The sequence below is a fragment of the Gardnerella sp. KA00771 genome, from assembly GCF_049244045.1.
Classification (GTDB): Bacteria; Actinomycetota; Actinomycetes; order Actinomycetales; family Bifidobacteriaceae; genus Bifidobacterium; species Bifidobacterium swidsinskii.
This window is the reverse complement of sequence record NZ_CP058368.1, coordinates 68906-90671: the sequence shown is the minus strand read 5'-3', so window position 1 is coordinate 90671 and position 21766 is coordinate 68906. Positions and strand designations below refer to the sequence as shown.

Below are 21766 nucleotides of genomic sequence, written 5' to 3'. Positions count from 1 at the left end.
ACAACCACCTAATCACCACTCAATATCGGCTATAGCCATAGGATGTTCTTGCACAGTTTCGTCTACAACTTTTCCAGAACGGAAACGAACAACTTTGTGAGCCATCGGAGCAATGGCAGCATTATGAGTAATAATCAGCACTGTCATGCCTTCAGTTCGGCAAATATCTTGCAATAATTGCAATACTGCCTTACCTGTTTCATAATCCAAGGCACCAGTAGGCTCGTCACATAACAATAATTTAGGTTTTTTAGCAAGAGCTCGCGCAATAGATACGCGTTGCTGCTCACCGCCAGAAAGTTGAGCTGGGAAATTATGTAGCCTTTCTTTCAAGCCAACATCAATAAGCGTTTGAGCAGGGTCAAAATGATCTGCACAAATTTGCGAAGCTAACTCTACATTTTCAAGAGCAGTTAAATTTGGAACTAAATTATAAAATTGAAAAACAAAACCAATGTCTTCTCTGCGGTAGCGAACCAAATTACGACCTTTTAGCTTAGTAACATCGCAATCGCCAACAACAACACGACCGCTTGTTGCAGTATCCATACCACCCAAAATATTTAATGCTGTAGTTTTTCCCGCGCCAGATGCACCTAAAATTACTGTAAGCTCACCGCTCTGTGCAGTAAAACTGGCATCATCTAAAGCTCGCACAGCACCAGAACCTGATGGGTATTCTTTCACTACATGATCAAAAGTTATATATGCCACAACACACCTTCACAATATGAGAAACTATAAAAATTCAACTTCTATTTATTTGTATTATCTACCGTTATATTTCGTACTATTTTACTAAATGAGCGCAAAATTCGCTAACTTACTTCAGCGATGACACTCCACATCTTTCCATGCAATACGCATTACCAAGCCAAGTATGACGAGAATTTGGCCAGACAGCACCTAAACGCGGAGCACATTGACTCATCCATATACTTGGCACACGCCCATCTGCGCTTTGCGAACCAAGCAAATTAAATCCATTCTTGCTTTCAAGCCAATCTGGATGTTGTGTTGCAATAGCAAGCCCTTCTTCCAGCGTAAGAGGCAAACGCTCATCAGAATCAATAAGCTTACGAGCAACATCAGGCTCTCGATTCAAATACGATGAGCCAGTATGCGGATCGACAACTATATAGAACGGACCTTCAGGAAACTCATACCCGTCTTTAGGAAGAAAACTTATGATATCTCGCGGAGGCATAGTAGTGAATCCAGCCATGCGATTAATACTCGTCCGAGAAATCAACGATTCAGGCGAAACTAATTCACGCGTAGGAATCAATAAAATATTCGCACCTAAACTACTATTTTCAAGCGCACATAATATAGGATTTGCCAACTTACGAAAAGCATTGGCACTCATATCAGCCACATCTGGATACCCAAGTGCCACTATACGATCGAGTTGCTGCTGTATTTCTTCAGATGCTATTGACATAATTCCAGTTTACGCAAAATCTTACATAATCGCGAGCGCAATATAACCATAATTAGTTTAGGAAATTACGCTTTTTAGCAATAATTTCCGCCAATTGCACAGCATTTAATGCAGCACCTTTTCGCAAATTATCGTTAGTGATAAAAAGTGCCAATCCCTTATTTCCATCTACTGCTTGATCTTTCCTAATTCTGCCAACATAACTTGCAGATTTTCCGGCTGCTAGCTGAGGAGTAGGAATATCGTTAAGTTCAACTCCTTCAGCATTGCTCAATACTTCGCGAGCCATGTCTGGAGTTACATCATGCTCAAACTCAGCGTTTACACTCATGCCGTGACCAGTGAAAACACCTACTCGCACACAAGTACATGAGGCTGCAAGATTTGGCAAATGCAAAATCTTACGGCTTTCATTGCGCAATTTTTGTTCTTCGTCAGTTTCTTCAGATCCGTCATCAACTATTGAACCAATAAAAGGCACTACATTAAAAGCAATAGTACGAGCAACTTTTGTAGGCTCAGGGAAATCTATTGCACTACCGTCGAAAACGAGTTTATCTGCTCCTTGGTTTAATGCAGCTTGAGCCTCATTCATGAGTTGCAAAGCACCGGCTCGACCGGCACCAGAAACAGCTTGATAAGACGAAACTATTAAACGTTTTAATCCAAAAGCATCAGCAAGCGGCTTTAATACAGGCATGCAAGCCATAGTTGTGCAATTTGGATTTGCTACTATTCCTCTTGGAATAGTATCTAAATCTTCAGGATTTACTTCCGCAACTACCAAAGGCACATCGTTATGCATACGCCATTGCGAAGAATTATCTACTACAATTGCGCCAGCTTCAGCGAATTCCGGAGCCCAAATTTTTGAAGTTCCGCCGCCTGCAGAAAAAATAGCTATATCAATTCCGTGCAAATCTGCTTTTTCTACATCTTCTACAACTACGTCTTTGCCACGATATTGCAAAACTGTGCCAGCAGAATGAGCAGAAGCCATAAAACGTAAATCTTTTATTGGGAAATCACGCTCGTCAAGCACTCGACGCATTACCATACCAACTTGGCCAGTTGCGCCAAGTACTGCCACGTTCACGCCTTTTTCGTTGATAATTGTCATCGAGACTCCCTTAAAAGTAAGCACGTATAATTTCTACAGTTTTTACAATTCTACAATTTAAATAATTTAGTTAATTTAATAATTTAATAATTTAAATTGCTTCAGCGCCCGCTTCCGCCGTACACTACTGCTTCAACCTGACTTGCGTCCAAACCGTAAGCAGTATGCAAAGCGCGAACAGCTTCATCAATTTGTTCAACAGGAACCATGGCAGCAATACGAATTTCCGAAGTAGAAATCATCAAAGTATTTATACCATGTTCACTTAGCGCAGTGAAGAAGGTAGCAGCTAGGCCTGAATGTGTTTTCATACCAACGCCAACAACAGCTACTTTTCCTACTACTGGAACGACATCCATAGAAGTAAATTTCAATTCATCATGCGCTTCTTCTAGAACTTTACGGACTGCTTCCATTGATGCTCCTGGAGCAGTAATAGAAATATCTGCTGTACCAGTAGAAGCACTTGCTTGCGCAATCATGTCAATATTTACATTTGCTTTTGCAAGAGTTGTAAATACTTTCGCAGCCATACCAGGAATATCTGGAATACCGCGAACCGTAATCATTGCCTCACTGCGATCATGAGCAACGCCAGAGATAACAGGAGTTTCCGGACCTAAATCAGGAAATAAATCGCCCATAGTCGAAAGAATATCGTGGTTTACCATTGTTACCGCCTTTAAGCTCGAAGATTATTTGACATTATCTATTAATATTTAGTTTTGTATTTTCTAACTCAGATTAGGCAAATCGTTCGGATTAATATTATTTGGAACTATAAGCGTTCCGTTCCTATGTGAGAATGAACTTCTAACATGAAGAGGCATACCAAAACGCTGAGCGTACTCAACACAACGCAACGCAAGCACGCGCGAGCCGCAAGATGACATTTCAAGCATTGAATCATAATCAATTACAGGAATACGTTTTGCAGTTGGCACAATACGTGGGTCCGCAGTAAATACTCCATCTACATCCGTGTAAATCTCACATACATCAGCACCTAAAGCAACCGCAAGCGCTACAGCGGAAGTATCCGAACCGCCTCTACCGAGAGTCGTGTCATCTCCAACTTCGTTAATTCCTTGGAACCCGGCAACAATTGCAACACTGCCTTTGCTAAGAGCTCTTCTGACACGATCAGGCTTAACCGCACGAATATGCGCAGCTCCAAACTGAGTATCTGTCATAAATCCAGCTTGAGAACCAGTAAAAGAATAAGCATGAGATCCTTGAGCATGAATAGCCATTGCAAGCAAACTCATAGAAATTCGTTCGCCTGCTGTCATAAGCATATCCATTTCGCGAGCAGGAGGATGAGTGTTTACACTCATTGCTTGATCAATTAAATCGTCAGTCGTATCTCCCATCGCTGAAACTACAACAGCAACATCATTGCCTGCTGCTTTTGTAGAAAGAATGCGTTTGGCAACACGTTGTATGGAATCCGTATCCGCTACAGAAGAACCACCGTATTTCTGTACGATAAGCGACAATTTTTACCCCTTGCTCATGTCAATATTGATAAACGCACAGGATATGCCAAATAATGGCTTCAATATCAGACTACCAACTATGCCCTATTTACTAATAATGATTTGTGCTCATAAAAACAATATTCAAAATTACACAGATTGACGACCAGAAAATGCACGACCTAAAGTGATCTCATCCGCATACTCTAAATCTCCACCAACAGGCAATCCACTTGCCAAGCGAGTAACTTTAATTCCTAGAGGATCGAGCAATCGAGCCAAATACGTAACAGTCGCTTCACCTTCTATATCAGGATCAAGCGCAAGAATAATTTCTTGAACTTTTGCATCTTTAAGACGTTCAAGTAATTGCGTAATTGCTAAGTCCCCAGGCCCAACATTTGCCATTGGGTTAATTGCACCACCAAGAACATGATAAACACCTGAATATTCATGAGTTCGCTCAATACTCATAATGTCTTTAGGTTCTTCAACTACACAAATTTTGCTATGATCACGCCGAGGATCTGCGCATACTATGCAAGGGCTCTGCTCACATACGTTTCCGCATACATCACAAAAACGCACACTTTCTTTCATGTTATTAATTGCGTCTATTAGCTCTTGAACATCTTTATCCGAAGAAGAAAGTAAGTAAAACGCAATGCGCTGAGCGCCTTTAGGTCCAATCCCTGGAAGCTTTGAAAATGCTTCAATTAAATGACCAATTGCTCCATCATATGACGATGAATTATGCACTGTAAACTACTCCTCTTGCTTTTTCTTAACGCTCATAATCGCATTTTTAGGATTTTTAGGATCAGTAGAAGCAAATTCTTCAACAGATTTAACTTCAAAAATTTGTTTAAGCTCATCAGTGCTTACAGACGTTGCGGATTCTAATGAAGCATCATCCATCGAACATTCGTCAGCAGTAGCTCCATTCGTAGGAGAAACAGTAGTCTGAATTGATTCAGTAGACAATTCTGAAGTATTAGTTGCATTCTGAACTTGAGAGTGTAGTTTAGCTTGATCCAAGACACCAGAAATAGCTTCAGATTGGTTATGAGAATGCGAACTCTTCTGTATTGCAATCTCGTCATCATGATTCATGAGCTCATCTTCAATAGAAGAGTCTTTAGTAGAAGAATCTTCCGGCATTGCAATCACATCCGACATGGGCATAGACGACATATCTGCCCAAACATCATCATCCGCATTCGCAACATCACTTAACTCATCCGCAGTATTTTCAGAAGCTACTGATGCTGCGGAGCCATCAGCGCCACTAAAACCCGAAGATTCTTTTTTAGTAGGATTTTTATTTATTCCGCTGCCATCAGAATCAGTTTTATTACTAAATCCAGCAGATAGGCCAGTTTTGCGTAATAAAATATCTCGCTTAACTTTGGCAAGATTTTGCGGATCCATTCGAGCAACAGATTCTACTTGTTCACCATTAGCAGCAACTGGTGCAGGAGCAATCATTACTTGCGCACCAAATACTTCATGCACTTCATTCATTACTACTTTTGGCACTTTTTGCCCATCATATGGAGAAGTAGTGCATACTGCGAGCGCAAATGCATGTTGACTCATAGGCTCATTAAAAGTCAAAATAAGACGCTGCCGACCTGATTGTACTGGAGTAAGTTGCACTGTAGGAACATACTCACGAGTTACATATTCACGTACGTCATCAGGCAATTTTGAAACTACTTTATCCCACATTGCATCAGTATCCATGGAATCATTCTTTGAATTAGCATTATGTGCATCGTTCAAAAACGCTTTTTTAGATTCCATTTCTTTTGTGCGTGGAGCAGATTGCGTTTCTGCTTTAGCAATAGGAGATGCCGTAGTTTCAGAAGGTAGCGAAGAATTTGAAGTACTATTATTCTCACTATTTGCAGAAACATATTTTTTATTGCTTGTAGAACCTACGAAATGAGCACCAGAAGATACTTTATTTTGAATATTCTGCTTAGAAGTTGAAATATTTTGTTGCTGCACGTTATTGATGCGCAAATTAGTTGCAACAGTATTTGAAGTTTCGCTGTCTGCAAGCAAACGAGCAACTAAAATTTCCAAATTCATTCGAGGAGAAATTGCACTAGCCATTGCACTTAAAGCATCATTAATTGTTTGAGCCATACGTGCTAAATCATGCAATGTCATGCTTGCAGATTGCTTATTCAATATTTCCAAATCTTCTGGAGAAACATCATTAAGTAAGCTTGAAGCCGCTTTAGGACCTGCAGATACCATAAGCAACAAATCACGAACTCTACCTAATAAATCTTCTACAAACTTACGAGTATCGTAGCCTCCAACAATAACGCGACGAACTACATCGTATATCGAAGCACCATCATGATTAATAAGATTGTCAATGAATTCACTAATCAATGAATTAGGCGTAAAACCTAATAAAGCAACCGCAGAATCCAAAGAAATTGAACCATCAACAGCACCCACCATAAGCTGATCGAGCACAGATAACGTATCTCGCATTGATCCTGCACCAGCGCGCATGACAAGGCGAAGAACTCCCGGCTGTGGCAGAATACCTTCTTTTTTGCAAATATCTTCAAGATATGGAGACATTACCTCTGGAGGCACAAGTCTGAAAGGATAATGGTGTGTACGCGAGCGAATAGTGCCAATAACTTTATCCGGCTCAGTGGTAGCAAAAATAAACATTACATGTTCAGGCGGCTCTTCTACAATCTTAAGCAAAGCATTAAAACCTTGCTGCGTAACCATATGAGCTTCATCGAGAATGAAAATCTTATAACGGTCACGAGCAGGAGCGAAGCCAGCACGCTCACGCAACTCTCTAGCATCATCGACACCGTTATGGCTTGCAGCATCAATCTCTACAACGTCGATAGAACCGGCACCGCCAGTAGCTAAATCTTTACAGCTTTGGCACTCTCCACATGGGTGCGAAGTTGGTCCTTTTTCGCAATTAATGCAGCGAGCTAAAATTCGCGCAGAACTTGTTTTACCGCATCCACGCGGCCCAGAAAATAAATATGCATGCGTTATTTTTCCTTGGTCTAATGCTCTAGACAAAGGTATGGTAACCTGATCCTGCCCAATAACACCATCAAACGTGTCAGGACGATATCTACGATACAGTGCAAGTGCCATGTTTCCTAACCTACCGCGACCTAACTATTTCCCCGATATATCTTAGTTAAGACTATCAGCAGCCGCCACCCGACTGCTGATATTTATATTCGTTTTTGCTACTTACTACTTATTGCAATCTTCTAGTCCTGCTCTAGCAGAAACTTCCACGTTAGAAGCAAATGGAATATTTAGCCCAACAGAAACACGAACAGTTACATCATTACTAGTAGAGTTGCAAGATTTCAAAAAAGCATTGCTTGAAGCAACAGTACGCGCAACAACCTCACACGCATTATCCTCCATCCTTTGCAACGCAGAAGCACCAGATAAAGCAGCAGAAGTTGCAACAGCATAAGCTTGATGTTTAGCTCCGAGAACATTACATAAAATAGCAGAAAGCACTACTATTGAGCAGACTGCGATCACTAGCATAATGCCAAGCATAGTGCCAGAACCGCAGTCAATGCCCTTACATCGCTTATGAATGAAATTTATTGAATGCTTCACAAAATTCTTGCGCCTACTCATACTAAAACCTGGCTTACATGACTTTCCACTAGAGGCGGCAAAATATGAAGAGGATCGGGAATAAGAGGACATTTAACAACAATATTCGCCATATTATTGCTACGACTTATTTTCACCGACGCTCCTTGACCTGCGACCGACTGCACAATACTTGCGGCAGCTTTATCGTCCTTATGAGTCACAAGATAATACGCAACTTGCGCAGCAGCATCATGACAATTCATAGTACATACAACTGCTCTACCTATGCCAATTAATACAAATAACAGTATTAATGCACAAGGCAAAACAATAGAAAATTCAGCAGTTACCGTCCCTCTGTCATAATCACTAATTTTGCGCAACAATCTTTTGCACACAATAACTTTCCGCATCATAAGCTCATTTCATCTGCTAAAACATGCCGTTAGCCGATTTTCAATGCTTTTTTCACTAAATCTGTCAACGTTGTGCGAACCGTATCTGATTTCAAAATAGCAACTAGCAGTGCAGCAAAACCAGTAGCAGCAATAATAACTACTGCATACTCAGCTGTTACAGCTCCAGAATCCTTATTTTTAAGACCTTCAGCGTACAGTTTTCTTTTTTGACACAAACGTGACTCAATATTCACTAATTGTTCATTTACTTGAAGCATAGACACAGCGTATCGTGCAACAAGTTTTTGCATTATCCCAACCATCATCTTGTACCTTTCACTTCAAACTATCCGAAATTTTCGGATAGAAATATTATTACAACTTGTTTTGCGAATGAAAATAAAAAAATTGCATTGTGGATAAAAGCTAATTTATTTTTCTAAAAATTTATTTTTAAAAAGCTAGCGCATAAGCGACATAACTGTTGGCAAAATTCCTATGCATATAAAAGACGGCAAAAAACATAATCCAACAGGAAGCAGCAATCGCACAGACAACTTAGAACTTTCTTGTCTAGCAATATTGGCCATATTTATCTCATAATGTTGAGCAAGTGCAGACAATACAGGAACTGGAGATGAACCATAACACCATGATTCTTTTAAAGATGTCATTAACCATCTAGCTAATATTTCTGAAGAATCTAAGTTTTTACGATTAGTAAATTTTGATTTATTTTCTAATTCAAAATTATCTTGTTTAGTATAAGTAGAAGACCATGCTTCATGCCACGTATCTCCTGCAAGTAAAGCATTGGAAACAGAGCAAAGCCACATGCCTTGACCACAAGGAAACACTTCTCCAACAGCACTAAGAGCCCTAGTAATAGCAACACCACTACGAAGTGAAACAATAATCATATGTAAACCAAGAAGAGGATCTACATATGAAACTTTGGAGTTACGCCATTCGTACTTAACTAGCATAATTTTACTGTTAAAACGCATACGATTATCTAATGAATCGCACTCTAATTTCAAACTCACCCATTGCCAAACAATTACAACAAACAATGGGATGATAAACAAAAGCTGCTTTGTGGATTCCATAAATCAGCCTTCCAGCGAGGCAGCATCCATTGCATGCTGAGATATTTGCAACATAGAACTAACCCATGCCAAACCCAATCCATAACATATTCCACCTATTGTTAATAAAATCCATCCATTTACTGTTGTAATTAACATCAAAATAGGGTGCCCACCTAATAATTCACCAGCAAAAAGAGCCAAAATAGGTAGAGCAGTAAGTAGTTTTATTGTTGCTTTTGGCATTGCAGCTACGTCAGCACGTAAATCTTCTGCACGCTTCTGAGCATGATATGACGCTGCCGTAGCTTCCACACATTCTGCCATAGCACAACCAAGAGTATTACTCAATTCATATGAAGCCATAAGACTTTCAGAAACAGTATGCATATGTTTTTCAAGCTGACGACGTTGATTCTTATTCATATTGCGATTCTTTGGAAAACAACGTTCATAAAGCCATTTATAAATAATTTTTGTATTAACTGCACTACTGCAAATACATTGTTGAGACTTAGAGTCACTGTGAACAATCATTGCAAAAGTAGAACCAGAACGTAATGCAGCAATCATTCCAGCAAGAACTTCTTCAATATCCATTTTTACGCTCCAAGCAACACAATCGACTACTAATTATTTGAACTGTCAACACATATGTTGGCCATATTTTCGGGAAGATTCCAATAATTTGAAAACTTAACCCATGCAGGCAAAAATTTCATGACAATACTGCCGTCAATTCCACAAGATAATTGCAAAACTGGAATGCCACACAGCAACGAAGCGCTAGAAGCGTATTGCAAAATACCGAGTTCTTTGATCATTCGACGCCCGTTAGAGGATCTCTCTACATGAATAACAACATCGAATGCTCCAGCAGCTAAAGCACATAAAGCTGCAGGCTCCAACCCAGCCAATAACCCTAATGCCATAAGACGAGCGGGAACTTTTTCTATTTCATCTGCATGAAGAGTTGTCATTCCACCCTTATGCCCGGAAGTAAACACTCTCAACAAATCAGCAATTTCTTCCCCACGACATTCACCAAGAATAATGCGATCCGGGCGCATTCTTAATGTTGCTTTTACTAATTGAGATAAGCCAATTTCTCCTACACCTTCTACATTAGCTTCTCGCGCACTTAACGAAACATGATTTTGTGTCAACTCGCCGAGCTCTCTAATTTCTTCAACAGATACAATACGATCTTCGCAATCAGCAGCAGCCAACAAAGCCTTCATAAGTGTGGTTTTCCCAGATCCAGTACTTCCAGTGATCATTATATTTGCTCGCTTTTTAACTAAAACGCTTAGAATACAAGACAATTCTTTTGGAAACATGCCTTGATCGCTTAAAGAAACAAGATTATAACGATTAACTGAAGGAAAACGAATTGACAATGCTGCTCCTTGAGATACAAGTGGTGCTAAAACAGCATGTATGCGAATGCCAGAAGTACTTGAAGCATCAGCAATAGGACACGCATCATCCAGTCTTTTGCCTAATTGTGCACAAAGCCATACAGCATATTCTCTTAACAAAGCAGGGTTGTTAAGCGGAACTCGAGTTGCGCGTTCCTTGAGACCTTGCCCACAATCTACCCACACACGACCGGACTCACTTACAACCATGTCTGTAACTCTTACATCATTGGCAAATTCCTGCAGAATTCCAAAATCGATATCACGAATATTATTTACGATCATATTTACCTCTTGAGTATTTCGAACGACGATATTGCGAACGACGATATTTAGTTACAGCATTTTTTGTATTTGATATAACATCTCCGATAAGCCAATTATTTATGCGTTTCATGGTTTCCTTCATTGAAGATGGCACATTTCGAATACCATATCCCCCTATAATGTCGGTGTACATGCGAGCATCGTGTTGCAAAGAACCAAGAAATGTAGTTGATAGATATTCAGAAGCTTCATCGATACTTAAAACATAAGATTTTTGCGTTAAACCACGAGGAGACAATCCAACAACAGCAAATTTATTAAACTTTACTTCAGAATCACACAAAGTATCTAATTTTTGTAGCAACGCTCTAAACCTTGCTAAATCAAGCACAGATAGCTCAACAGCAGCAAGAGTCGCACTGTCAATAAATTGCGGAATATTATGGTAAGACTTCATAGCAGTCTCGCCAGAACCTATATCTACAATAACTACATCAACAGCATCAGCTAAACCTCTAATAGCAGCCTCTAAAACCCAAGGTTCAGGATACTTACCATGCCATGGAGAAAATGCTAAAACATCCACATTGTCCCAATGCAATAGCTCATTGCGTAACACATAGCCATCGCATTTACCTAAAGAAGCATCAACTTCTTGCAACCTGCGGCCTTCATCTGATTCCAAACCAAGCAGAACGTCTAAACCACCATGAGTCAAATCAGCATCTACAAGAGCAACACTATGACCTTGTTCACTTATATAGCGCGAAAGAATAGATAGCGAAGTGCTTAGCCCAATGCCATCTGCAGCAGACATTCCAACTAAAATATTTTTAGGCAACGGATCTAAAGAATCACGCGCAATAAGATTATCTTCTTCAGAATTATTAAACATGCAAGACTTATGCTTAATAGAAATATCTTGTGAGCGTTCAGTGTGTTGAAAACTCTCCACATCTTGAGAACTCTTAGGCAAAAGAGTCATAACAGTATGATCGTCAGCTATACAAGGCGTGCTTTTTACACCATTAGACGCAGATTCGTATATAGATTTATCTGCAACTTGAGGAGGATAAACATAACGTTTAACATCTCTAAATGCGCCTACAGCTTCGCCATTGTTATAATTTTTATCAATCTGCTTAACGCCAATTGATTTGTTGCTTACACTCATATTCATACTCATGCGCCTATTGAAACGCATACAGCAATGAGTTTTCAACAATATTCATGCAATGTGGTTAAAAGCTCAGGAAATATTAAGAATAAGCAAATATTGCACAAAAATTATCTATAAAAACATCTATTTTACAGAATTTACAGATGGCAATACTAAATCTTTATTAACTTTCATATAGCGTTCAAGTAACTCACCATAAATTGGCTTAGTTTTTAGAATATCCGAAATAAGCAATGCGATAAATGCAGAAGCTGCAACTGGAAGCGTATGAATCATAGTTCCAGACATTTCAACAGTAAGCAAAATCGAAGTGAGTGGAGCTTTTACAGATGCAGACAACGTACCAGCCATAACGCAAACTGCAAACACAGATACAAATTTTGTATCAATGCCAAATGCTGAAACGCTAGTAATCCAGCGCGCAGCAACACCACCTGCGAGCGCACCTACTGCAAGAATAGGCATAAAAATACCACCGGGAGCGCCACAACCAAAACTCGTAGAAGTAAACAACATTTTTGCCACAAATAGCAAACAAAGCATTGCAAGACTTGCTTTTCCATATTCAGAAAGTCGCACTAAATTAGATCCGCCACCAAGAACTTCAGGCAGGAACAAGCCAACTGGTATTGCAATTAAGCAAGCAATAGCAACAGGCATCCACTTTGGCAAATATCCGTATAATGTTTGCAAACCAAGTAACGAACGATTCATTATCGAGCCTACAAAACCTGCAAAAATACCAAGAGGAATAATCCAAATATGCAAGTTCATTGGCAAATCTGGAATCTGACCAAAATCAAGAACTGGACGCAACCCGAAACAAGTTTGCGAAACAAAATCAGCACATAAAGCAGCTGCAGCAGCTCCTATAAGAACAATTGAAGTTAAGCCGTGCTGAATCTCCTCCATAGCAAACATAACTCCAGAAAGTGGCGCAGAAAACGCAGCAGATAAACCGGCTGCAGCTCCAGCAGTTACTACATAATGCTCTTTAATATCGTCACGCCTACCTTTACGGAAAATTCGAGACAACATTTGAGCACCACATGCACCTATTTGAATAGATGGACCTTCACGCCCAAGAGACAATCCAAATAAAGAACCAAGTAAACCGCCAACAAAACGCACTGGCAGAATCGTGTGCCATCGCATATTCAAACCGCGATTAACATATCCCACGACTTGAGGAATACCACTTCCAGAAGCCATACTTTCTTTACGACTCATCCAGCCAATAATTAAACCTGCAATTACAGCAAAAATTAAGCATGGCAAAATCCACCATGCGTTATGCCGGATTTGTAAATACATCCAACGCGCAAAATCCGTACCGTATTCAATACCAAGCCTGTAAGAAGCTACTAATGAACCAGAAACAACGCCGACAAATATCCCAGCTAATATTACTTTCCAACGAAGCTGGCAAAAAGTTTTTGATATTTGCTTTAAGTTATTACTCAAAAAGCTCAATGCATTCTTAAACTTCACTACAACTCGATTCTGCGCACAACACTTAACTTCTAAATACTAAATTACGTACAGTAACAATATTTGCGAAACAATATACCCAACAGAAGCAGCAAAGAATGGAACAATAAGTTCTGCAAAAAGCAAGAACACTCCATCTTTTATGCGCTTTCTTTGAATAAGATCCACACCTTCAAAAATTGCAGTAGAAAACGTGGAAAATCCACCCAAAAATCCCAAAATCATCAAATAAGCAAAACGTACTCCACATATTGCAGCTGCAACCATGAAAACATTAGACATAACACCTATAGCAAATGAAGCAACGCAATTGATAAATAGCGTTGCAACTGGAACTTCGCTTTTATGAGCAGCTGAAATTTTTTTAGTCATTGCGCATCTTAAAACAGCACCTAAACCGCCAAAAAAGCAAGGCAAAATAAACATAATAAAAACGTATAAAGAATTCATCACTTCATCACCTTAGTATTAGCTTCTGCAACAGATCGACTTTGCTTTTTGTTCATGCAATTCGCAATTCCTGTTCCAACCCAATTACCAACAAAAGCCATAAAAACGCCAAAAAGCAGCGAAAAAAGCATGCCCAAAACAACAAGCGTCATGCGTGGAGACATAAAAGACATTGCACTTTCAAACGCGAAAGTAGACATAGTCGACAATCCGCCACAAAAGCCTGTTCCTAGCGCATATTTATACAAAGTCTGCTTTTCTTGCGTTAAAGCTTTAACAGATATTGCAGTAACAAGAGCAAAAATAAAGCATGCAATCATATTCGACAAAAAAGTTCCTAAAGTAAGCTGACCAAATATAAATGATTGTCCGTCTACTTGGTGAATCGTGTGCGCATAAGAAGAAATTACTGCGCGCACGAAAGCTCCACATGTACCACCAATAAAAACTAAAAAGTATAATCGACAATTATTTTTTTTATTTTTTCCGCTTATTTTACTCATTTTCACTCTTTTTGAAATTATCGTCATAAACCAAAACGACACTCCCAACCGAGAAGTGCCGTTTTGCTAAGTTAATCATAAAATAATAAACAATTTCAGTCAGTTAGTGAGTGAACACTAATGATATGATCACGCTGCGGACCAGTTCCAATAGCAGAAATACGGCAATGAGAAAGCTCTTCCAAACGCTTTACATAACTTTGCGTGTTTTGAGGCAAATCTTCAAACTTATGAATTTGAGAAATATCCTCATTCCAGCCTGGAAGCATCTCGTATACTGGTTTCGCAGAAGCAAACAGTGATTGATCTACAGGCATTTCTTCCATACGCTGAACTGTTTCATCAGACAAAGTTACATCATAAGCTACGCAAATTGGGATTTCCTTCAAACCAGTCAAAACGTCAAGCTTAGTAAGAACAATATCCGTCAAACCATTTACGCGAGTTGCATAACGGCTTACTACAGAATCAAACCATCCACAACGACGAGGACGACCAGTTGTAACACCATATTCATGGCCTTGCTCACGCAACCAGTCACCCTGCTCATCCAAAAGTTCAGTTGGGAATGGACCTTCACCAACACGAGTAATATACGCTTTCGCTACTCCAATTACGCGCGTAATACGAGTAGGACCAACACCAGTACCCGTGCAAGCACCACCAGCAGTAGGGTTTGAAGAAGTTACAAACGGATAAGTGCCATGATCGACGTCAAGCATTGTGGCTTGTCCACCTTCAAACAGCACAGTTTTGCCTTCATCCATTGCTTCATTCAATACTAATGAAGTATCAGCAACATATTTCTTCAAGCGTTTGCCAAGCTCCACAAGTTGAGCAGTAACTGCATCAATATCAATAGGATGTTGATTATAAAGTTTTACAAGCATTTGATTCTTTTGATGCAAACTTGCTTCAACTTTGTCGCGCAAGTGATCAGCATTAAATAAATCATGCACTCGAATACCAACACGATTAATTTTATCTGCGTAAGTAGGTCCAATACCACGACCAGTCGTGCCGATCTTGTGTTTGCCAAGAAAACGCTCAGTTACTTTATCAATAACTCGATGATACGGAGTAATAACATGCGCAGCTTCGCTCACAAGCAAGCGCGAACAATCTACACCGCGAGATTCCAAAGCGTCAATTTCTTCAAGCAATACCTCTGGATCAACAACAACACCATTACCAATTACAGGCGTAACATTAGGGCTGATAATTCCGCTTGGAAGTAAATGTAATGCATAAGATTTATCACCAACAACGACAGTGTGCCCAGCATTATTACCGCCATTAAAACGTGCGACAATATCAACCTTTGAACCAATTAAATCTGTTGCTTTGCCTTTACCTTCGTCACCCCATTGAGCTCCAATAAGCACAATACCAGGCATGCCGCACCTCCATTTTTGAGCTAACGCTGCTCAAATAAGCACAATCCTTACCTGTTAAGACTATCTCTATGCCCCTACCGAATAAGAAAATGAAATATATAAAATTAAAAATTTACTATTTCAGTGCTTTACCAGCAGAACCTAACTGCACACAAGCTTCTGCTACACGCTGAGCCATGGCTTTTTCGGCTTCACGACCCCAAGATCGAGGATCATACAACTTCTTTTCGCCAACTTCTCCGTCTATTTTAAGAACAGAGTCATAATTGCTGAACATGTGACCAGCGATTGCACGAGTAAAAGCGTATTGAGTGTCGGTATCTATATTCATTTTAATTACGCCGTAACGCACAGCTTCAGCAATCTCTTGAGCAGTAGAGCCAGATCCGCCATGAAATACCAGCAGGAACGGCTTTTTAGAAGCGCCAAAGGTGCGAGTATCACAAATATTTTGATAGTTCTGATATACAGTTTTTTGGATTTCTTGCAATAATTTAGGATGCAGTTTTACAACGCCAGGCTTATAGGCTCCATGAACGTTGCCAAAAGTAAACGCTGCCATATACCTGCCACGTTCACCCAAGCCAAGTTTATCTACAACACGCAAAGCATCTTCAGGCGTAGAATACAATCTCTCGTCAATATCAGCACGATGCCCATCTTCTTCTCCACCAACAGCACCAATCTCAATTTCAAGAATTGTGCGAGATTTTTGCGAAGCATCCAGCAACTGTTCTGCAACGTCTAGATTATGTTGCAAAGGCACCGTTGAGCCATCCCACATATGCGACTGAAATAATGGTTCTTCGCCTTTTTTGACTCGTTCTGTTTCATAAGAAATTAGTGGTTGAATCCAATCATCTAAATATTGCTCAGCACAATGATCTGTATGAAGCGCAATAGTGATATTAGGATATTGAGCTGCTACTTCGTGCGCAAATTTTGCAAATGCTATTGAACCAACAACACGATTATTGAGAGATTGACCCGAAAAATAAGCAGAGCCACCGACAGAAACTTGGATAATGCCATCAGATTCAGCTTGAGCAAATCCCTGCAAAGCTGCATTAAGAGTTTGCGTACTAGTAACATTGATAGCAGGGTATGCGTAGCCACCTCGACTTGCAGCATCAAGCATATGCGCATAACGTTCAACAGTTGCAATAGTCATACTTGTATTATCCGCCTTTATTACTCAGATAGCCACGCATATGCACAAAAACATTACATACCGATATGCGAAAATCTATTTTCAAAATCTACAAACTGATTGTGATTCATAGTTCAACGCAATTAAAATAACAGAAATATCTAATCTCAAGACTGCATTTGCTGATGACGTTTCTTAGCCTCAGTAACAACAAACTCGTGATATTTCAACGCAATCGAAGAATCTAATCCGGCATTTTCCGCAATATTTAGCAAACTTTCTATTTGCTGCTGCTCTCTTTTAGAATCCTCAGGAGCAAATCCAGCTTCAGCCTTCAACTCACCAATTCGTTTCGTAGTTTTAAACCGCTCAGCAAGCAGCGCAATTATTGCATTATCAAAATTATCAACAGATTGACGCAACACAATAATCTCTTCGGCAGCAACTTTGCAACATGTCGTAAGAGATGTATCGCGCGCGTCAACCGTTGTTTCAGAAAAATCACACATATTATTTAATCGAAATATGTTTGCAGAACCATAGTTGTTTCTGTACTGACAGGGACTATGCGATGAATGGTATTAATAAGTTCTTCCAATTTGCTTGGCGTAGCAACACGCACTACCAGCATAAAACTTGGACTACCAGTAATCGAATAGCAAGCTTCAATACCAGAAATATCACGCAATTTGTTAGGTATTGTAGCTTCCTGCCCAAAATCAAGTGGCGTAACAGACACAAATGCGCTTACAGGTAAACCACGACGCTCATAATCAATTAACGCGCGATAACCAGTAATAACACCTTTACGCTCAAGCTTTTGCACTCGAGATTGAACTGCAGAAACAGACAAACCCGAAGCCTTCGCCAAACGAGTTAACGTCGCTCGACCATCATGTTCGAGAATATCAACAATGATTGCATCAGTTGAATCCATAGCTATACTAGTTTCAGCTTTATGAGGATTTCCAGCCATACGTCCTCCATTCTCCAGTCGACGCTGAATTGAGAATCTAAAACGAATCTATGTAGCGCCACATTGCAGTCTCTTTCATGGTACAGTATTTTTTACAGAAAAAGAACAAATTTATTCAAAAAATAATAAAAAATACAAATTATTACGTTAAAAATAATTTTTTCTTTTAACATCAGCCGTAATAGTGTTGTACAATTCGCATAATAAGCGTATAAACGAAGCCTATAACCTTTAAAGATTATTCTTATAAAATCAAAACCAACAATCAAAAAGGAGCACAGCATGGCAAAAGTAGCGAAACATGCAATTTCAATACCTCGTTCAGGTATTAGAGATGTATTTGACCGTGTAGAACAAATACCAGACGCTATTTCACTATGCCTAGGAGAACCAGGCGAAACTGCTTCCTCACACATTGTTGAAGCCGCGTGCAACTCATTACGAGAGGGAAAAACAAAATACACAGACGTTTTAGGCATACCAGAATTCCGCGAGGCAGCTGCAAATTATACGAATAGAGTAAAAGGTTTAAACTACAACGCAGACACAGAAATTCAAGCCGTTGACGGCGCTACTATTGGATTATATTTAGCTATTAAATCAGTAATAGATCCGGGAGATGAGGTTATTATTCCATCTCCATACTTCACATCATACGATGCAGAAGTGCTAATGTGCGAAGGAATTCCAGTAACTGTAGCCCTTAAGCCAGAACATGGAATGCATATTAATGCAGCAGAAATACGCAAAGCTATATCGCCACGCACTAAAGCCATCATTATCAATTCTCCATGCAACCCAACCGGTGCTGTAACAACCGCAGAAGAACTCGAAGAAGTTGCAAAATTATGCCAAGAATTTAATCTTTGGGTAATTTCTGACGAAGTCTACCATCCATTCGTATTCGCAAGCAATCCAGAAACTGAACCTTGCGGAAATGCTGTAGCACCATCTATTGCAGCAGCTGAAGGAATGCACGAACGAACCATTATTGTAGAAAGTTTATCGAAAACTTATGCAATGACAGGATGGAGAATTGGATATATTCTTGCACCAAGTCAAGTTATTGAGCAAACCAGCAAAATTGCAGAAATGATGCATTCTTCTGTAAATTCTACCGCACAATATGGCGGCGTAGCTGCATTAACAGGTCCGCAAGATCACGTGCGCGAAATGAGAGAAGAATATCGTGCAAAACGTCAGCTTGTTATAGACGGATTGGCAAATTGCAATGCATTGCGTCTTATAGAACCTCAAGGTGCATTCTACGTTTTTGTTGACGTTCGACCAACTGGTTTAAGTTCAGAAGAATTTAGCAAAAAACTTTTAGATGAAGAAAAAGTTGCTGTTGTGCCAGGAGAAGCCTTTGGCGCAGAAGGAAGCGGATTCGTGCGACTATCTTACGCTGGGAAAGCAGAAGAACTTAAAGAAGGCGTAGCGCGCATAAGCAAATTTGCACTTGCGCAACAAGCTTTACATGCTGCATAAAATATTAGTTATTAACGAATATAAATATAAATAAAATTATTGCCCCTTGGTAGATAATCCAAAGGGCAATAATTTTAATTCCTTACGAAATAAGAACTACGCAATAGTCGTAGAAGAAGAATTATTCGTAGCAGTGCCAGTTTGTTGAGTTATGGCAGCCAAGAAATCACGGTTTGAAGCAGTTTTCTTCAATCGAGGAATCAAAGTCTGATACGCTTGCTCTGCCTCAAGACCACCAAAGAGACGGCGCAAACGATAAATAACTGGCAAATCTGCAGCTGGAGTAATTAACTCCTCACGACGAGTTCCAGAGGCATTAATATCTACTGCTGGGAAGAGACGCTTATCAGCCAAATCTCTACTCAAGCGCAATTCCATATTTCCAGTGCCCTTAAACTCTTCGAAGATTACTTCATCCATCTTAGAGCCGGTTTCAACCAATGCAGAAGAAATAATAGTCAAAGAGCCGCCATCTTCAATATTTCGAGCAGCACCGAAGAACTTCTTTGGTGGGTACAACGCCTGAGCATCAACACCACCGGAAAGAATACGACCAGAAGTAGGAGCAGCAATATTGTAGGCTCTAGCTAAACGAGTCATAGAATCAAGCAAAACCACAACATCCTGACCAAGCTCAACCAAACGCTTAGCACGCTCAATAGCAAGCTCAGCAACAGTAGTGTGATCCGTTGCAGGACGATCGAATGTAGAAGAAATCACTTCGCCTTGCACAGTGCGTTCCATATCGGTAACTTCTTCTGGACGCTCATCGACAAGCACAACCATAAGATGCACTTCAGGATTATTTGTAGTAATTGCATTTGCAATATTCTGAAGAGTAATAGTTTTACCAGCCTTTGGTGGCGACACAATCAAACCGCGCTGACCTTTACCAATTGGGGCAACTAAATCAATGACACGTCCCAACATGCGATTAGGAGTAGTTTCTTGCTTTAAACGCTCCTGCGGATATAACGGCGTCAACTTAGCAAATTGCGGTCGAGACTGAGCTTCTTCAACGCTCATGCCATTAATGCTATTAACAGTTTGCAACGGAACAAACTTCTGACGCTGATTCCTGCGATCACCCTCGCGAGGAGCACGAATGGAGCCTTGAACTGCATCACCCTTGCGTAAACCATATTTTTTAATTTGGCTCATTGAAACATACACATCGTTAGGGCCAGGCAAATAACCAGAAGTGCGCACAAATGCGTAAGATTCTAAGACATCAACAATTCCGGCTACTGGTACGAGCTCTTCCTGAGGCTCTTCACGGCGAGTCTCGCGTAAATCATGTTCTTCACGAGAGTCACGTGCATCACGCGCATCACGATCAAGACGAACATTACGATCTTGACGTTCTCCACGCTCAGCACGACGTTCATCACGATCGTCACGTTCTACTCGATCCATGCGTTCTGAACGATTCTGTCGATCTGAATAATCTGAACGAGACTCATCGTAATCACGCGCACGACCGCGCATACGACGCTGGAAACGATCAGCACGATTTTGCTGTTCTTCTCTATCAAAGTCACGAGAAGCTACACGCTGACGACGCTGCTCACCCTCTGCGTGAGAATCTTCACCAGGTAATGTTGCCAAAATTTGATCCAACTCATGCGAATCCATCCCATCTTCTCTACGATCGCGATTATCATTACGATCTTCTGAGGAACGACGACGCTGGAATGTATTATTACGATTCGCATCGCGTCGATAATTTTTATTCCCAAAATCTTCTTCGTCTCTATAGCGACGATCTGAAGCAGCATTGGGAACCAAAACTTCTAACGCTTCTAAATCACTATTGTCTTTCGATGACCTAACATCTTCTATATCTGTACTAGTATCTGCAGTTTTATTAGCATTCACAACATCACGAGGAACACGAACACTTACACCTGCAGGCGCTTCTCCCCCATTACGAGCAGCCGTCAGTGTAGCCACCAACTCAGGCTTACGCATTGTAGATGTACCACGCAAACCCATTTGTTTCGCAAGATCTTTCAATTCTGAAAGCTTCATTTTTTCAAGATTCTGGCCTGTTGCCACAATTTTACCTTTCCTTAACTCGCACGGAATAGAAACCCGGCAAGTCTTTACATGGAAGATTACGGAAAAATCCGTCACGAACTCGCTGCTATTTCATAACAATTCATATGTACATAACAACGAACATTATGTATGCTACTACAGCTATACGACGCTGTACAATGCGACGCGCCATAGTATTTAGTATTTTATTGCAATTTCTATAAAGCTTTTAAAGAGCTACTCGCATA

Annotated in this window: 23 protein-coding genes; 1 reads left to right on the top strand and 22 read right to left on the bottom strand. The window is 40.2% G+C overall.

All coding sequences use genetic code 11. The annotated features are described in order from the left end of the window. Positions 1-12 precede the first annotated feature (12 nt). The 21 genes from HXT57_RS00400 to HXT57_RS00300 form a co-directional block, all read right to left on the bottom strand. Positions 13-714 carry an ABC transporter ATP-binding protein gene (locus HXT57_RS00400; RefSeq protein WP_004105770.1) on the bottom strand — a complete coding sequence of 234 codons (702 nt, stop codon included), beginning with the start codon at positions 712-714 and terminating at the stop codon, positions 13-15. A gap of 109 nt (positions 715-823) precedes the next feature. Next, positions 824-1444 carry a DUF5701 family protein gene (locus HXT57_RS00395; RefSeq protein WP_004109989.1) on the bottom strand — a complete coding sequence of 207 codons (621 nt, stop codon included), beginning with the start codon at positions 1442-1444 and terminating at the stop codon, positions 824-826. Between the two features lie 52 nt (positions 1445-1496). Next, the gene (locus HXT57_RS00390) at positions 1497-2564 is read right to left on the bottom strand and encodes an aspartate-semialdehyde dehydrogenase (protein WP_004109990.1); all 1068 of its coding nucleotides are present in this window, start codon (positions 2562-2564) and stop codon (positions 1497-1499) included. A 101-nt stretch (positions 2565-2665) separates the two neighbouring features. After that, positions 2666-3235 (bottom strand): ACT domain-containing protein, encoded by a 570-nt coding sequence (locus HXT57_RS00385; RefSeq protein ID WP_004105778.1) that lies wholly within the window; start codon positions 3233-3235, stop codon positions 2666-2668. A 63-nt stretch (positions 3236-3298) separates the two neighbouring features. Further along, a complete protein-coding gene (locus HXT57_RS00380; protein ID WP_004109991.1) occupies positions 3299-4063 on the bottom strand; it encodes an aspartate kinase in 765 nt (254 codons plus the stop codon). 129 nt (positions 4064-4192) lie between these two features. After that, positions 4193-4801: a recombination mediator RecR gene (recR, locus tag HXT57_RS00375; RefSeq protein ID WP_004109996.1), complete on the bottom strand. Its 609-nt coding sequence runs from the start codon at positions 4799-4801 to the stop codon at positions 4193-4195. Between the two features lie 6 nt (positions 4802-4807). Beyond that, a complete protein-coding gene (locus tag HXT57_RS00370; protein WP_004109999.1) occupies positions 4808-7198 on the bottom strand; it encodes a DNA polymerase III subunit gamma and tau in 2391 nt (796 codons plus the stop codon). Positions 7199-7303: 105 nt separating this feature from the next. Beyond that, positions 7304-7708 (bottom strand): Rv3654c family TadE-like protein, encoded by a 405-nt coding sequence (locus HXT57_RS00365; RefSeq protein ID WP_033888548.1) that lies wholly within the window; start codon positions 7706-7708, stop codon positions 7304-7306. Next, positions 7705-8085 carry a TadE/TadG family type IV pilus assembly protein gene (locus tag HXT57_RS00360; protein WP_032835337.1) on the bottom strand — a complete coding sequence of 127 codons (381 nt, stop codon included), beginning with the start codon at positions 8083-8085 and terminating at the stop codon, positions 7705-7707. The genes HXT57_RS00365 and HXT57_RS00360 overlap by 4 nt, the downstream gene beginning before the upstream one ends. 29 nt (positions 8086-8114) lie before the next feature. After that, positions 8115-8390: a DUF4244 domain-containing protein gene (locus tag HXT57_RS00355; RefSeq protein WP_033888546.1), complete on the bottom strand. Its 276-nt coding sequence runs from the start codon at positions 8388-8390 to the stop codon at positions 8115-8117. Positions 8391-8528: 138 nt separating this feature from the next. Continuing rightward, a complete protein-coding gene (locus HXT57_RS00350; RefSeq protein ID WP_004110027.1) occupies positions 8529-9176 on the bottom strand; it encodes a type II secretion system F family protein in 648 nt (215 codons plus the stop codon). A gap of 3 nt (positions 9177-9179) precedes the next feature. Beyond that, the gene (locus HXT57_RS00345) at positions 9180-9755 is read right to left on the bottom strand and encodes a type II secretion system F family protein (RefSeq protein ID WP_004110029.1); all 576 of its coding nucleotides are present in this window, start codon (positions 9753-9755) and stop codon (positions 9180-9182) included. A gap of 29 nt (positions 9756-9784) precedes the next feature. Then, positions 9785-10861, bottom strand: a complete 1077-nt coding sequence (locus HXT57_RS00340; RefSeq protein WP_421783574.1) for a CpaF family protein — start codon at positions 10859-10861, stop codon at positions 9785-9787. Continuing rightward, positions 10848-12023, bottom strand: coding sequence for an ATPase (locus HXT57_RS00335; protein WP_102703308.1), 1176 nt, complete (start codon positions 12021-12023; stop codon positions 10848-10850). Before HXT57_RS00335 ends, HXT57_RS00340 begins: the two co-directional genes overlap by 14 nt. 123 nt (positions 12024-12146) lie before the next feature. After that, positions 12147-13514, bottom strand: coding sequence for a ClC family H(+)/Cl(-) exchange transporter (locus HXT57_RS00330; protein WP_004110037.1), 1368 nt, complete (start codon positions 13512-13514; stop codon positions 12147-12149). Between the two features lie 39 nt (positions 13515-13553). Continuing rightward, positions 13554-13964: a fluoride efflux transporter FluC gene (locus HXT57_RS00325; RefSeq protein WP_004110041.1), complete on the bottom strand. Its 411-nt coding sequence runs from the start codon at positions 13962-13964 to the stop codon at positions 13554-13556. Next, a complete protein-coding gene (locus HXT57_RS00320) occupies positions 13964-14467 on the bottom strand; it encodes a fluoride efflux transporter FluC (RefSeq protein WP_064622047.1) in 504 nt (167 codons plus the stop codon). The genes HXT57_RS00325 and HXT57_RS00320 overlap by 1 nt, the downstream gene beginning before the upstream one ends. A 95-nt stretch (positions 14468-14562) precedes the next feature. Next, positions 14563-15864, bottom strand: a complete 1302-nt coding sequence (locus tag HXT57_RS00315) for an adenylosuccinate synthase (RefSeq protein ID WP_421783571.1) — start codon at positions 15862-15864, stop codon at positions 14563-14565. A gap of 115 nt (positions 15865-15979) precedes the next feature. Next, a complete protein-coding gene (gene fbaA, locus HXT57_RS00310) occupies positions 15980-17035 on the bottom strand; it encodes a class II fructose-bisphosphate aldolase (protein ID WP_004110047.1) in 1056 nt (351 codons plus the stop codon). Positions 17036-17181: 146 nt separating this feature from the next. Then, positions 17182-17523: a chorismate mutase gene (locus HXT57_RS00305; RefSeq protein WP_004110050.1), complete on the bottom strand. Its 342-nt coding sequence runs from the start codon at positions 17521-17523 to the stop codon at positions 17182-17184. A 5-nt stretch (positions 17524-17528) separates the two neighbouring features. Further along, positions 17529-17990: an Lrp/AsnC family transcriptional regulator gene (locus tag HXT57_RS00300; RefSeq protein WP_004105907.1), complete on the bottom strand. Its 462-nt coding sequence runs from the start codon at positions 17988-17990 to the stop codon at positions 17529-17531. Positions 17991-18272: 282 nt separating this feature from the next. On the opposite strand from HXT57_RS00300, the gene HXT57_RS00295 reads away from it, so the two are divergent. Then, positions 18273-19478 (top strand): pyridoxal phosphate-dependent aminotransferase, encoded by a 1206-nt coding sequence (locus tag HXT57_RS00295; protein ID WP_004110055.1) that lies wholly within the window; start codon positions 18273-18275, stop codon positions 19476-19478. A gap of 96 nt (positions 19479-19574) precedes the next feature. Here the strand turns inward: HXT57_RS00295 and rho are convergent, their stop codons facing one another. Continuing rightward, complete coding sequence (rho, locus tag HXT57_RS00290; RefSeq protein ID WP_410310259.1) at positions 19575-21536, bottom strand: transcription termination factor Rho; 1962 nt, start codon at positions 21534-21536, stop codon at positions 19575-19577. Between the last annotated feature and the right edge of the window lie 230 nt (positions 21537-21766).

Bases quoted from the DNA above. Each gene is read 5' to 3' on its own strand.
- HXT57_RS00395 (WP_004109989.1), bottom strand. From the start codon at position 1,444: ATGTCAATAGCATCTGAAGAAATACAGCAGCAACTCGATCGTATAGTG.
- HXT57_RS00390 (WP_004109990.1), bottom strand. From the start codon at position 2,564: ATGACAATTATCAACGAAAAAGGCGTGAACGTGGCAGTACTTGGCGCA.
- HXT57_RS00385 (WP_004105778.1), bottom strand. From the start codon at position 3,235: ATGGTAAACCACGATATTCTTTCGACTATGGGCGATTTATTTCCTGAT.
- HXT57_RS00370 (WP_004109999.1), bottom strand. From the start codon at position 7,198: ATGGCACTTGCACTGTATCGTAGATATCGTCCTGACACGTTTGATGGT.
- HXT57_RS00365 (WP_033888548.1), bottom strand. From the start codon at position 7,708: ATGAGTAGGCGCAAGAATTTTGTGAAGCATTCAATAAATTTCATTCAT.
- HXT57_RS00360 (WP_032835337.1), bottom strand. From the start codon at position 8,085: ATGATGCGGAAAGTTATTGTGTGCAAAAGATTGTTGCGCAAAATTAGT.
- HXT57_RS00355 (WP_033888546.1), bottom strand. From the start codon at position 8,390: ATGGTTGGGATAATGCAAAAACTTGTTGCACGATACGCTGTGTCTATG.
- HXT57_RS00350 (WP_004110027.1), bottom strand. From the start codon at position 9,176: ATGGAATCCACAAAGCAGCTTTTGTTTATCATCCCATTGTTTGTTGTA.
- HXT57_RS00345 (WP_004110029.1), bottom strand. From the start codon at position 9,755: ATGGATATTGAAGAAGTTCTTGCTGGAATGATTGCTGCATTACGTTCT.
- HXT57_RS00340 (WP_421783574.1), bottom strand. From the start codon at position 10,861: ATGATCGTAAATAATATTCGTGATATCGATTTTGGAATTCTGCAGGAA.
- HXT57_RS00335 (WP_102703308.1), bottom strand. From the start codon at position 12,023: ATGAATATGAGTGTAAGCAACAAATCAATTGGCGTTAAGCAGATTGAT.
- HXT57_RS00325 (WP_004110041.1), bottom strand. From the start codon at position 13,964: ATGAATTCTTTATACGTTTTTATTATGTTTATTTTGCCTTGCTTTTTT.
- HXT57_RS00320 (WP_064622047.1), bottom strand. From the start codon at position 14,467: ATGAGTAAAATAAGCGGAAAAAATAAAAAAAATAATTGTCGATTATAC.
- HXT57_RS00315 (WP_421783571.1), bottom strand. From the start codon at position 15,864: ATGCCTGGTATTGTGCTTATTGGAGCTCAATGGGGTGACGAAGGTAAA.
- fbaA (WP_004110047.1), bottom strand. From the start codon at position 17,035: ATGACTATTGCAACTGTTGAACGTTATGCGCATATGCTTGATGCTGCA.
- HXT57_RS00305 (WP_004110050.1), bottom strand. From the start codon at position 17,523: ATGTGTGATTTTTCTGAAACAACGGTTGACGCGCGCGATACATCTCTT.
- HXT57_RS00300 (WP_004105907.1), bottom strand. From the start codon at position 17,990: ATGGCTGGAAATCCTCATAAAGCTGAAACTAGTATAGCTATGGATTCA.
- HXT57_RS00295 (WP_004110055.1), top strand. From the start codon at position 18,273: ATGGCAAAAGTAGCGAAACATGCAATTTCAATACCTCGTTCAGGTATT.